This window comes from Pseudomonas sp. IT-P176, assembly GCF_949767245.1.
GTDB lineage: Bacteria > Pseudomonadota > Gammaproteobacteria > Pseudomonadales > Pseudomonadaceae > Aquipseudomonas.
This window is the reverse complement of sequence record NZ_CATKPN010000027.1, coordinates 46145-58634: the sequence shown is the minus strand read 5'-3', so window position 1 is coordinate 58634 and position 12490 is coordinate 46145. Positions and strand designations below refer to the sequence as shown.

The window sequence follows — 12490 nt, the reverse complement described above, 5'->3', positions numbered from 1 at the left end:
TCGCACAGCTTTCCAGCGGCGCCAGTGAATCAGATAAACAGGGTTCGATTGGCTATCAGATAGTCGCGCAAGGCCATGGGAGGTCGACCGGTCAACTGCGCAAAGCTGTCGGTGACAGGAATGTCGAGGTAATCGCGGGTTTCATGTCGGAAGTAGGTCATGAGTAAATCGAAGGCCTCTCCGGTGGCGGTGCGCAGGGGCTGGTCATCGTCCACCATCGTGACCGGCTCACCGATCACTTCGCCCAGTAGCTCGGCGAGTTGGGTAAAGTCGATGCGCTCAGTGCCGGTAAGCAGATACTCGTGACCCACATGGAGAGCGGCATCGCTTGCGAGGATCCTGGCGGCGGCTGCGGCAACGTCGCACTCAGACAACCACAGGCGTGATGCATGGGTGGCCTGCGGCATGGCCAGGCGCCGGTGTTGTTTAATCTCGGCAGCCAGGAACCAGGGCACATTGAACATCAGCCAACTGGCAACATTGAGGTAGGTCATGGGTAAGCCACTGGCATCAAACAGTGGCTTCGCGACAACCGAGAGGTTGGCCCCACATCGGGTGGCCAGAATGTCCGGCTCCAATTGATCAGCCGTCAGCCCTGGCGGGAGGGAGATCAAGCGCAGTACCTGGGCAACACAGCCGGCTTCCTGAATGGCGTTAATCAGGTTGGGGGTGACAATATTTTCGTCGGTGTAAAAATCCGGCGAGACAATAAACACCTTGTCTACGTCGGTAAAAGCGGCGGGCAGACTACCGGGGTCGTACCAGTCGGCCTTAAGTACTTCAGCCTGTGGATGCAGGGCACGCAGTAAATCGCAGCCGGCGTCGCGGCTGCTGGTCAGACGTAAGTTTATAGATGGATATTTTACCGCCAGCGCTTGAGCGGTTAGTCCACCAATATTTCCCGTGGCACCCAGAATGAGCACTCTGTTTGTTTTGTTCACAGTCAATAAGTCCTGATGATTGATTAAATATTCAGCCTTGCCGGTAACGATGGAATGACCACTGCCCCCCGCGCAAGTTGTAGTGGTGCATCAAGTCTCAATGTGCATTGCAATGCGTTGGTTCGATTATTTGTGTGGTTGTGGCGCAGGCGTTAGCCAAAAATCGCAGTGTTTACGATGTTTGAATTATTGCCGGGCGCACTTAACCGATGCTTCGGCGACACGTGTTGCGCGCGTGCAGAATTAGCGCCGGCCAGTGAGTGTTCCAGCGCTCATCTTCATTTGATAAATAGCTATGTATTCGAAAGGGGCATTACTGGGCGAAAGGTTAGTGCACTGGAGTAGCGGGCTGGTTAGTCAGGAGCAACATCACGTTAACTGGCATAACGTCGGCGCGTCTCGGATGGCAGATCGCCGAACAGGCGCTTGTAATCTGCGCTGAAATGCGACGGATGCCAAAAACCCCAGCGCGCAGCAATATCCAGCACGGAACTCTGTGGGCCGCCAGACTTGATGTCCTGTCGCACATAGTTGAGTCGTAATGCGCGTAAGTAAGCCACTGCGGTCATGCCCAGGACGTCCTGGAATGCATATTCCAGGGTGCGTGAGCCAACTCCCAGGTAGTGACAAAGCCTGGCAATGGTGAAGCTCTCACCCAGGGGGTCGTGAAACAGATATTCACGCGCTCGCGCAACCAGGGCATAGCGATGTTTGGGCATGGCGAATGCGCACAGTTTGTCGCCGTTGCCGAGCAGCTTGAGCACCTGTGTGTAAATCGATTCGGTCAGCGAGTCCTGTGCATGCTGGTGCTGCAAGGCGCCAGGATTGTTCAGCAAAACGGTCAGCACGGTTTGCAGGAATGTTTGCAGCTGAGCAGCCTGATCTGGCATGACTTTTAGAAAGGCCGTTTTATCAAGGCTGCGAGCGACATCGGCATCTTTGATTTGATCGGCATAGGCAGCGAAGACGTCAGTATCGAAGCTCAGGGTCAGCAAGTCGCTTGAATGTGCTGTGTAATAGGTAAAGGTTTCATCCTCGGCAAAGCAGACGATTTCCCGGTGATTGACTTCGGTGCCACTGAACAGGGCAGGCTGGGACAACGACAGCGGCAGGGCAATGGAGCGCGAATTAGCTTTGGTGGCGAACTTAACGCACATGCGCTGGGAGGTGATTTCGCGAAACAGTTGCATGCCGGCAAAGCTTACCAGGCTGCAGCGCCCGGCAAAGAAGCCGTTGCTCAACTGCTGGACCTCACTGGACCAGCCAGGCAGGGTCGCGCCATAGTCATCAACGTCATGCAGTTCTGCAACGCTGACGACGACGGGATTAGTCGCGATCAATGGAGTAGGGGAGTAAAGGCCGCCGCTGGTATTCACTGGCAATCTCCTTGGACAACATATGATTCCTGGCGGTTACTCCGCCGAGCACTAGGCGCCTTTATCCCATGCGGCGCGTATCACCACTACTCCTGTAATCGCCCATCGTGCTGAAAGTGCACTGACGATCGGTCTCGCGCAGCCTAAGCGATTGGCAGTGCCAGCGTTAGCCAATAAACGCAATTTACTCAATGCGGATATTGGGTAACACCTGGCTGGGCGTTGATCTGACACTACGGCCATCAGGTTATTCCCGTTGGCCGATGAGGCCAATGACCTGCGCTGGCGCTGCTTAAGCCAGCCCATAGGCTGCAGTGGCGGTGGGTAATCAAAGTACTCCCCGAAAAAACAAAAAGGACAGCGGCAATGTCTAGCAGAGATATGATGATTTACACGGCTGTTTCGTCCCTGGTGTGGGTCGGCTTTTATTACGGATACCGCTTTCTCAAGTTGAAAAACGATATGTTGGGCTACGAGTGGTTCTTTCTCGCCGTGTCTGCAACCAACGTGATTTTAGATAAGGCCGGTGTCTTTGAATTTTCCGCCTATGTCTGGCATTACCTGGATACGTTTTCAAAACTATTTGGTGTTACCGTTATTGGTGCCATCGGCTTAATGAAAGTGACGCATAACTTTGAATTGTCCAAAGGTAAGGAGGTTCTGGTTTTTGTCGTCGCGCTTGTTCTCAGTTATGGCTTTGAAACGCTGGACTTCATGCGGGCGGCACTACCGGTCGCCTCGATGTTGGCAGCTGTACTCTTTTTAATCTTCTGCGGTTGTATCGTACAGCAGGCATTTAAATACAAGCTGATCTTGCACGGCTGGTTGATGGTCGTACTTATCGTCCTAAATCTGTTTGTCGCCGCTATCCAGGACTTCATGGTTCTGCCCAATGAAGACACAGCGGTGTTTTTCAATAAGTGGGTGATTGAAACCCTTGCCTGGTCGTTGATTTTTACAGAGATTTTCTATGTGTATCGCGCCCTGGCGCGCAAGAAGGGAATGGCATAGACCCACCGTCATACACAGTGAGAAAACCCCGATCGAAGCCAACTTCAATAGCTTATGGGTAGGTAATGTCGATATGTTCAAACGTTTAGCGTGCTATTTCATGCTGGGCACTTCGCTGCAACTGCCCTTGGCACTGGCTGATATCCCGGTGGAGCAGGCCAGGGTCGAAACCCTGGCAGCCCATGACGGTCAGCATTGGTTCTGGGTATGGGGCAATCGAGCGCCGACGCAGCTCGATGGTCGAGCATTTTTGTTCGATGACAGCGGCAAGATGCTGGGCCAGCTTGATACCGGCTTCTGGTTCAACAGCCTGCTGCCTGCACAGTCACGTAATGAGTTGTTCTCCGTCGAAACCTATTTCAGCCGCGGCACCCGTGGAACCCGCAGCGATATGGTGACGGTCTATGACCCACAGACCCTCGCGCCCAAACGGGAAATCCCGATTCCGTCCAAGCGCATTAACGCCCTGGGCAATACGGGTTTGAGTGTGTTGTCGGACGACGAGCGTTTTCTCCTGGTGCTCAATTTTACCCCGGCGCAGTCCATCAGTATCGTCGATCTGGATGCTGATCGTTTTGTCAGCGAGGTGGAGACACCCGGCTGCGCCTCGATCTATCCGGCCGGCAAGCGTGATTTCTATGCCATCTGCGGCGACGGCGGATTTCTTCACCTGCGCCTGGGAGAACAAGGTCAGGTACTGATCCAGCAGCGCAGCAAACCGTTATTCGATCCGCTCAAGGACCTGCTGTCGACTGCGGCTTCGCGGATAGGTGACACCTGGTATTTCGTTTCTCGCGAAAGTCAGGTGTATGCCATTCAGATGGGCCCGGATCAGTTGCGCGTGTCCCGGCAGTGGTCGTTGCTTAGCGGGGATGAGCGAAAGGACGACTGGCGCATGAGCGGCATTCAGCACACCGCCGTACATGCAGCGAGCGGCCGATTGTTCGTGTTGATGCACCAAGGCGGGCCAGACACCTTCCAGGAGCCGGGCACCGAAGTCTGGGTCTTCGATGCGAACCAGGGAAAAAAAATCCAAACCATCAAACTGGCTGAGCAGAGCATCTCTATCGGCGTCAGTCCCGGCGTCCAGCCACGTCTTTACAGCGTGGACTGGGTGCTGCAGATGCCCTGGCTGGCCAGTGCCTGGATTTATTTAACCGAGGGCCAGGATGGTGTGCTGCGTCGTCTGCAGCAGGACATCAATCTTTACGATGTCGAGAGCGGTGCGCACCTGCGCACCATCACCGGGCTGCCTTATGGATATCTGAACATGGTGCTGCCATGGTGATCGGCCTGCTCGGCGAACCGGTCTGGTTGACCGCCATAAGTGTCGGCATGGCCCTGCTGCTGGGGGTTGCAGGCTGGCACAAATTACGCGACACGCTTGGGTTCACGGCGGTGTTGCAGAGCTATGACGTGCTTGCGCAAGGGTTGGTTCGTCCTGTCGCCTTGCTGTTGCCTTGGCTTGAGATAGTCACCGCCGGCGGGTTGTTGGCTTTCCGGCAGCCCTTCGTTGTGTGGCTCGCGGCGGCGTTGTTGCTGATCTATGCGCTTGCAATGGCGCTGAGCCTGTTGCAGGGCCGGCGCATTGCCGACTGCGGTTGCCAGGCAGGCGCCCGCCGCCAGGCAGTCAGTTGGCCATTGGTATGGCGCAACCTGATTCTCATGCTCCTCACCCTGAATCTGCTGCTGCCGCCGAGCGGCCGCATCCTGGTTTTCTACGATTGGCTGGTGATTGGCTGCGTGGTGCTTACCGGCAGCGCCTTCTACCTTCTGGCCAATACCCTGATTGCCAACCAAAACTCTGCCCGAGAACTCTCTCTATGATTGAAGCACTGGTTGTTGCCATTAGCCTTTCCTGGTTGGCCATCATCGGTTTGTTGGTGACGGTGCTGGCCCTGACCCGGCAAATTGGTCTGCTGCACGAACGCATCCGCCCGGTAGGGGCGCTGTCGCTGGGCAAGGTGATCAAGGTCGGGGATGAGGCGCCAGTCTTCAATCTGCCGAGCCTGACCGGCGGTGCATTGAGTCTGGCTGGCGTCGATGCTGGCGGACTCTCGACACTGCTGTTCTTCCTTTCGCCGACGTGCCCGGTGTGCAAGACCTTGCTGCCGGTGCTCAAGTCGGCCCAGGCAAAGGAGCGAGCCTGGCTACGCGTGATCCTGGCCAGTGATGGTGACGAAGCCGAACAGTTGTCCTTCATTCGACGTGAAGGGCTGAATGAGTTTGCGTATTTGCTCTCTCCCGAGGTTGGCATGGCTTACCAGATCGCCAAGCTGCCCTATGGGGTGTTGATTGATGCCTCGGGCAAGGTGACCGCACACGGCCTGATCAATACCCGCGAACATCTGGACAGCCTGTTCGAGGCGAAAAGCCTCGGCTACGCCACGGTTCAACAATTTCATGCGGCACATGGCTGAGTTGCCAGGCACACGCATCGAGGGCAATGACGATGGAAAACAATTGGCTTGATCAAGTGACCGAAAAACTCACCCGACAGACCGCTCGCAGCACGTCGCGTCGAGGTTTTCTCGGCGGCCTGGGCACTCTGTTGATCGGTGCGGGCGCCTTTACGCTGCTGCCGGTTTATCGCAACAGTGCCTTTGCCTCCACGGGCATTGCTGAAGAAGGCAATCCCAATAGCTGCGACTACTGGAGACATTGTGCGATCGACGGTTTTCTTTGTGGATGTTGCGGTGGCACGGCTAGCAGTTGTCCGCCTGGCACCGTGAAGTCAGACATCACCTGGATCGGCACCTGCCGAAATCCCACGGACGGCAAGGACTACGTCATTTCCTACAACGACTGTTGTGGCAAAAGTAATTGTGGGCGCTGCATCTGCCAGCGAGATCAGGGCGACACCCCGATCTATCGGCCGCAGAGCTCGAACGATCTCAATTGGTGTACCGGCAGCCAGGCGAATGTGCCTTATCACTGCTCGCTGTCGGTCGTGATCGGAGTGAAGGAACAATGATTCGCGCAGTTGCTCTGGGGCTTCTCCTGTCCAGCAGCTGCAGTTGGGCGACCGAGCCGGCTCAGGTCGATTACATGCTCAATTGTCAGGGTTGCCATTTACCAGATGGCAGCGGCTTTCCCGCACGACAGGTGCCAGATTTGCGTAATCGGATGGGCAGCTTTCTCAGTGTCCCGGGCGGTCGCGAGTATCTGGTGCAGGTGCCGGGCACCGCCCAGACGGCGCTGCCCGATTCTGATCTGGCACGCTTGCTGAACTGGATGCTCGGCAGCTTCAGTGCTGCACAGATACCGGCGGATTTTCAACCCTATACCGCTGCTGAAGTAGGCACCTTGCGTCAGTATCCCCTGGCCAGCCCATCAGTAATTCAAGCGCATCTGCTTGAACAGATCGTTCAGCGTGAGCAACAGCAGCACAGTGGAGCATTCGCAGATGAATAAGATGACCAGCCTGGCCTTACTGTTTCTGGCTCCGCTCGCTACCCAGGCGACGGAGGCGCCCACTGCAGCACTGAGTGCAACCTGTGCGGTGTGCCACGGCGCAGAAGGCCAGGGTAATCAGGCGTTGGGCGCACCGCGCCTGGCGGGGCAGAACGCACAATATCTGGCTCGTCAGCTGCTGAATTTCAAAGCCGGCCGGCGCGGTTACGCTCAACAGGATCAGGCGGGGCAGAGCATGCGTGCGATTACCCTGAGCCTCAGTGAAGAGCAGCTTGCCAGTCTGGCCGCGCACTACGCCGGTCTGCAACTGGCCAAGGCGCCACAGTCTGACAGTGCCACTGCCAAGGTTGGCGCAGCACGCTATCAGGATACCTGTGCGGCTTGCCACGGCCAATTTGCCCAAGGTTATGCACACCTGCAGGCACCTGATTTGCGAATCCTTGACGGCTGGTATATCGATCAGCAGTTGAACAATTACGCTCAGGGCTGGCGGGGGGCAGATGAGTATTCCGATATCCAGGGCAAGTGGATGCAAGCCATTGCTACCCAGGTCAATAACAAAGAACGGCAAGCCGTGGTCGACTTCATAGGAACACTGGGTGTTGATCCAAAGTAAGGCAACCCGCCAAAGCTGACGCTGTTATCCGTGAGCCCTCCGCTGCCAGCGGAGGGGGCTTTCTATTGCGGCTTGTCACAGAGTCTCATGAGTATCGCTGAAATCTATTTGATCAACCGGCGGCTGCGACCAGACCACCGTCCAGCGCCAGCGTATGTCCGGTGATCCAGGAAGAGGCCCTGGATGCCAGGAAGATGGCAGCGCCAGCCATATCGTCCTGATTGCCAAGACGCCCCCTCGGGACCATGGCCATGATGGAACCTGCATCTTGCTCAACCGCGTAAGCCGTCATTTTCGTGTGAAAAAAGCCGGGCGCGATTGCGTTGACATTGATATTTGCGGGAGCCAGATCAACCGCAAGATGCCGGGTCAGGTGAATCAGGCCGGCCTTGCTGGCGGAGTACGCATAATTATCGACTCCGGGATTTACCAGGCCGTTGACCGAGGCAATATTGATCACCCGGGACGGAGTCTCTGCTTTAGCCGCAGTTTTGAGCAGCCCGAGCAGACGCTGCGTCAAAAAGAACGGTGACTTCAGATTCAGATCCACAACCTTGTCCCAACCCGCCTCTGGATACACGGAAAACTCCGCGCCCCAGGTAGCGCCGGCATTGTTAACCAGGATGTCCAGGCCGGACTCACGCTTGCCAATCTCGTCGACCAAAAACTCGATGCCCTCCAGGCTGGAGAGGTCAGCACGGATCGCAACGCACTCGCCAAGGCTTGCAACAGCGTTGGTAAAATTCGCCAGCTCATCCTGATTTCGCGATGAAATGTACACCTTGACCCCGCATTGCAGGTACGCCCGCGCGATCATCGCGCCAATCCCTCGCGCCCCACCGGTGACCAGCGCCACCCGACCTTGCAAACTGAATAGATCCTGCATACTGCCTCCGAGAAAAACGCGCCCGTCCGTCAACCGGACAAGCGCAGAAATTGAATTGGATGCGCCGCTCAGGCATGCGATCTCATTGATTGCCGAAGCTGGCGGCAGCCTTGGACAGGAACTTCTCTGTCTGCTTGAAGCCCGCCTCCAGGGCGCATTGATCTGTGGTGTCACAGATAGCGTCCCAGGTCGCCAGCACACTCTCAGGGGTCTGCAAGGCAGGTGGGAGGAACACGCCATTGGTCTCGAAAATCCGCGTAGTGGCATAGCCACCTGCACCGGCACAGAGGATCGTGCGCTGCGGTGCACCCTCGTGGCACAGCAGTAGCGCGCCTGCGGTAACCGACTCAGGGGTCAAGAGTTCAAATACCGTCTTGTCCAATAGATCTTCGGTCATGCGGGTGGCGGCGGTGGGGGCCAGCGCATTGACCCGGATATCGTGTTTCTGTCCCTCCAGCGCCAGGGTATTCATGAGCCCTACAACCGCCATCTTGGCCGCACCGTAATTCGACTGACCGAAATTGCCGTAGAGACCGGAAGAGGAGGTGGTCATGACAATTCGCCCATAGTTCTGCGCCCGCATGATTTCCCAGACGGCCTTGGTGCAGTTGACCGAGCCCATCAGGTGCACGTCCATCACCAGCCTGAAGTCGGCCAGGTCCATCCTGGAGAAGCTTTTATCGCGAAGTATTCCGGCGTTGTTGAGCAGAATATCGACCCGCCCCCAACGCTCCATGACCTGCGCGACCATCGCCTCGACTTCAGAAAAGTTGGCAACGTTGGCGCCGTTGGCAATGGCTTCGCCGCCCATGGCCTGGATTTGCGCAACCACCTCGTCTGCAGCCTGCAACGAGTTACCCGCGCCGTCACGGGCGCCTCCCAGATCATTCACCACCACCTTGGCACCGCGCCTGGCCAATGCCAGCGCATGGGAGCGTCCGAGTCCGTTTCCGGCTCCGGTGACGATGGCGACACGCCCAGTGAAATCGATACTTTGCTGACTCATATGAAACCTCTGCGATTGATACGGTTATTCAACGGACAAACCAGGTACGCCGCAGCCATCAAAACCACTCTTCTCGGGCCATGTAGAAGGCATCTTCGAAGTCGCACAGAATCTGTTTCCAGACCTGTATCTCTGGCAGTTCGTAGGCGTAGAAGTATTTGAGGGCTTGCAACTTGCCCAGGTAGAAGTTCCGGTCATCCTCATGCGGGTCCCTGGCCAGGCCAGCGCTCGCGGCTATGCCTTGCTTGAGCCACATCCAGGCCACAACCACGTTGCCAAACAGCTCCAGGTACTTGACCGAATTGGCCAGCGCCAAGTCGATGTGCAGTTTCTGCATGCCGCCAAGAACAGCACCGGTGGTTTCCTCGAGCACTTGAATGGCGACCAGAAGCGCAGCCGCAGGCTCCTGCAATGCCGGGTGCTGGGTGGCCGTCTCAATGTCGTCACGCATCCTGCTGATACAGTTCGTGTATCCGGCCATATTGTCGGCGGGCACCTTGCGTGCGAGCAGGTCAAGCGACTGCACGCCATAGGTGCCCTCATGGATCGAGTTGAGGCGGTTGTCGCGGTAGAACATCTCGACCGGATGCTCATTGGTATAGCCATGCCCACCCAACACCTGAATCGCCAGGCTATTGGCGCGCGGGCCGTATTCGGATGGCCAGGACTTGATGATCGGCGTCAGGAAATCCAGCAGTACCTTTGCGCTTCTGCGCTCGGCCTCTTCAGGAGCAGTGCGCACGTCGTCAGCCAGTTGTGCACCGAACAGACACAGGCTGTAGGCACCTTCGGCATAGGCCTTCTGTGCCAACAGCATGCGTCGCACATCCGCGTGCTCAATGATCCGCACGGGCGCAGACAGCGGATCCCTGGACGAAGGTAAACGCCCCTGTCGCCGCTCCTTCGCGTAGTCGAGGGAGTACTGATAACCGCTTAACGCGGTGAGTGCGGCGCTGGTTCCGACCATGATGCGTGCCTCATTCATCATGTGGAACATGTAGCGAATACCCTGATTCTCCTCACCTACCAGGTAGCCGATCGAGCCGCCCTGTTCACCGAAGTTGATCGCACAGGAGGTTTGCCCGCGCCCACCCATCTTGTGGAACAAGCCAGCCAGGCTCACATCATTGCGGCTGCCGACCGCACCGGTTTCATCGACCAGATACTTGGGAACAATGAACAGGGATACGCCCTTGATGCCCTTGGGCGCGCCTTTGATCCTTGCCAGGACGAGGTGAACAATATTTTCGCTAAGGTTGTGATCACCGCCAGAAATGAAGATCTTGTTGCCAGTAATCAGGTAACGACCCTCTTCAGTCCTGGTCGCGCTGGTCGCCAGGTCTGCCAACCCCGAGCCCGCCGACGGCTCGGTCATGGCCATGGTTCCGGCGAACCGGCCCTGACGCATCGGCACGACCCACTTGGCGATCTGTTCGGGCGTGCCGTGAGCCTCGATAAGATTGCAGTTGGCATTGGTCAGACTGGTGTAACCCAGTGTGGTGCTGCCAGCAGCTGACAGGAAAGAAGTGGCCACACTTGCGACAATGGCCGGCAATTGCATGCCACCCCATTCATAATCGGCTTCCGGGCAAGCGAGCCCGGATTGGATAACGGCATCGATTGCAGGCTTGATCTCGGGAAGCATGTGCACCTGCTTGCCGTCGAACGTAGGCTGTTGCACATCCACCTTCTGCCGGATTGGCAGGAAGTAGCGTTGCGCGATCTTGCGCCCGGTTTCGATGGCCGCCAGATAAGTTTCCTTGCTGTGCTCGGCATAGCGCGGGCGGGCGGTCAGGGCTTGCGCATCGAACAACTCGAACAGATAGAAATGCAGATCTCTGACGTTTAGTATGGAGGCCGCCATGGTATTACTCCGCGAAGAATGGACGAGACCCGCCCATTTTGCCGAGGCCGGCCCCAGTCACCACGACATGGGATGTCTGATAGAAGGGATTTTTCGCAACAATGGACATGGCCGAGACACAACACTTACAGCGCTTTGCTGACTTTCTCAGGTTCTGGCGCGGAGTCTTCGGGCTGAGCCAGGAGCAACTGGCCGAAATGGTCGGCACCTCGACTCGACATGTCAGTCGCCTGGAAAACGGGATAAGCAAGCCAAGTGAGGTGCTGACCGACCACATCGCGGACGCGCTAAAGCTTGGCCGCAGGGATCGCAGCCATCTGCGCATTGCTGCGGGCTACGCGACCAATGAAATAGCGCAGGACTTTCACAGCCCGGATCTCAAATGGTTAAGGTCTGCAATGCTCAGAACATTGCAGACGCTGGATCCGTATCCATCCACCCTGACTGATGGCGCGGGCAATATCCTGATGGTCAACAAGGCCTGGGTAGGCTTCTATCAGGACAAAGTCGATACCGAGCGGCTCAGGCAAACCGTCAACTTGTATGACTTTCTGTTCAACGACGGCAGCGATGGCGCGCTGAGCGAGGAATGGCAAGACGCATTGTCGTTGGTGATCATGGCGTTCAAACAGCATGTCATGCTCAACGGCAGCGATCAGGAAGATCAGACCCTGAAGCGTATTCTTGGCTACCCCAACGTTCCAGCTGACTGGAAAATACGCGCCTCCAGGCTCGAGCCCAGAGCCAGCTTCAAAGTCAAAATTCAGCATCAGGGCAGGGTCAGGGGCTTCTACAGTGTCAGCCAGATGGTTGGCGCACTTGGCCCGGCGGCGTACATGACCGAACCCAGGCTCAGTATCAACACCCTCTATCCCGAAGATGCCGCACTGAGCCTTGAAAAGCTGCTGCTTACCCCCCTGGAACATCCCCTGCTGTTCTACTGAGTGGCAGCCGTTCAACCGAATGGTATGACAGCTGAGTCAGACTAAAGCCCTACGAGCTTCGAGACTGAACTCGCCGGGGCCCACGACTGCCAACAGCACAAATCCACCAGCCATTGCGACGTTCTTGAGGAGCATCATCATCTGGATTTGATCGCTGAACTGACTGTGGAAAATCGCACCCGTTGCCAGACTGAAGATAGCCAGCGACGCAGCGGTACCGCGGGTTTTGAAGCCAGCAACGATTAACAGCCCTGCGCTAATCTCGAACAGGATCGTGGGCCACAACAATGTGCCGGGTACATGCATGATCTCCATGTAGCCGCGTATGGCGTCAGCTTCGCCGATCTTGGACAGGCCGGATAAGATGAAAATCAGCGCCATCAATGTTCTGGCCGCGGCCATCACATAAGACTGGATCTTGGTATTCATGTC

14 protein-coding genes are annotated in these 12490 nt (G+C 56.8%); 8 read left to right on the top strand and 6 right to left on the bottom strand.

Annotated features, from left to right (window positions below; all coding sequences use genetic code 11):
* Positions 1-29: 29 nt before the first annotated feature.
* A complete protein-coding gene (locus ACM6IP_RS01995) occupies positions 30-941 on the bottom strand; it encodes an NmrA family NAD(P)-binding protein (protein ID WP_414860847.1) in 912 nt (303 codons plus the stop codon).
* Between the two features lie 374 nt (positions 942-1315).
* Entirely contained in the window at positions 1316-2317 is a 1002-nt protein-coding gene (locus ACM6IP_RS01990; RefSeq protein ID WP_414860846.1) for a helix-turn-helix domain-containing protein, read from the bottom strand.
* Positions 2318-2683: 366 nt separating this feature from the next.
* Here ACM6IP_RS01990 and ACM6IP_RS01985 point away from each other — a divergent pair, with 366 nt between their 5' ends.
* Genes ACM6IP_RS01985 through ACM6IP_RS01955 form a run of 7 tightly spaced genes read left to right on the top strand, consistent with a single transcriptional unit; the run spans position 2684 to position 7358 of the window.
* Positions 2684-3328, top strand: a complete 645-nt coding sequence (locus ACM6IP_RS01985) for a hypothetical protein (protein ID WP_182344408.1) — start codon at positions 2684-2686, stop codon at positions 3326-3328.
* Entirely contained in the window at positions 3288-4616 is a 1329-nt protein-coding gene (locus tag ACM6IP_RS01980; protein WP_232534605.1) for an amine dehydrogenase large subunit, read from the top strand. The genes ACM6IP_RS01985 and ACM6IP_RS01980 overlap by 41 nt, the downstream gene beginning before the upstream one ends.
* Positions 4610-5155 carry a MauE/DoxX family redox-associated membrane protein gene (locus ACM6IP_RS01975; RefSeq protein WP_320332501.1) on the top strand — a complete coding sequence of 182 codons (546 nt, stop codon included), beginning with the start codon at positions 4610-4612 and terminating at the stop codon, positions 5153-5155. Before ACM6IP_RS01980 ends, ACM6IP_RS01975 begins: the two co-directional genes overlap by 7 nt.
* Entirely contained in the window at positions 5152-5748 is a 597-nt protein-coding gene (mauD, locus tag ACM6IP_RS01970; protein ID WP_159996661.1) for a methylamine dehydrogenase accessory protein MauD, read from the top strand. The genes ACM6IP_RS01975 and mauD overlap by 4 nt, the downstream gene beginning before the upstream one ends.
* 26 nt (positions 5749-5774) lie before the next feature.
* On the top strand, positions 5775-6302 hold the full coding sequence (locus ACM6IP_RS01965; RefSeq protein ID WP_411740880.1) for a methylamine dehydrogenase light chain: 528 nt from the start codon (positions 5775-5777) through the stop codon (positions 6300-6302).
* The gene (locus ACM6IP_RS01960) at positions 6299-6742 is read left to right on the top strand and encodes a hypothetical protein (protein ID WP_110660981.1); all 444 of its coding nucleotides are present in this window, start codon (positions 6299-6301) and stop codon (positions 6740-6742) included. Before ACM6IP_RS01965 ends, ACM6IP_RS01960 begins: the two co-directional genes overlap by 4 nt.
* Positions 6735-7358, top strand: a complete 624-nt coding sequence (locus ACM6IP_RS01955) for a c-type cytochrome (RefSeq protein WP_414860845.1) — start codon at positions 6735-6737, stop codon at positions 7356-7358. Before ACM6IP_RS01960 ends, ACM6IP_RS01955 begins: the two co-directional genes overlap by 8 nt.
* A gap of 112 nt (positions 7359-7470) precedes the next feature.
* Here ACM6IP_RS01955 and ACM6IP_RS01950 read toward each other — a convergent pair whose 3' ends face one another.
* The 3 genes from ACM6IP_RS01950 to ACM6IP_RS01940 all read right to left on the bottom strand — a co-directional run bounded on the left by ACM6IP_RS01950 (position 7471) and on the right by ACM6IP_RS01940 (position 11114).
* Positions 7471-8244, bottom strand: coding sequence for an SDR family oxidoreductase (locus ACM6IP_RS01950; RefSeq protein WP_159996657.1), 774 nt, complete (start codon positions 8242-8244; stop codon positions 7471-7473).
* A gap of 82 nt (positions 8245-8326) precedes the next feature.
* A complete protein-coding gene (locus ACM6IP_RS01945) occupies positions 8327-9250 on the bottom strand; it encodes an SDR family NAD(P)-dependent oxidoreductase (protein ID WP_414860844.1) in 924 nt (307 codons plus the stop codon).
* Positions 9251-9308: 58 nt separating this feature from the next.
* The gene (locus ACM6IP_RS01940; protein WP_414860843.1) at positions 9309-11114 is read right to left on the bottom strand and encodes an acyl-CoA dehydrogenase; all 1806 of its coding nucleotides are present in this window, start codon (positions 11112-11114) and stop codon (positions 9309-9311) included.
* Between the two features lie 101 nt (positions 11115-11215).
* On the opposite strand from ACM6IP_RS01940, the gene ACM6IP_RS01935 reads away from it, so the two are divergent.
* The gene (locus ACM6IP_RS01935; protein WP_202982078.1) at positions 11216-12058 is read left to right on the top strand and encodes a helix-turn-helix domain-containing protein; all 843 of its coding nucleotides are present in this window, start codon (positions 11216-11218) and stop codon (positions 12056-12058) included.
* A gap of 36 nt (positions 12059-12094) precedes the next feature.
* Here the strand turns inward: ACM6IP_RS01935 and ACM6IP_RS01930 are convergent, their stop codons facing one another.
* On the bottom strand, positions 12095-12487 hold the full coding sequence (locus ACM6IP_RS01930) for a DoxX family protein (protein WP_414860842.1): 393 nt from the start codon (positions 12485-12487) through the stop codon (positions 12095-12097).
* Positions 12488-12490: the final 3 nt, after the last annotated feature.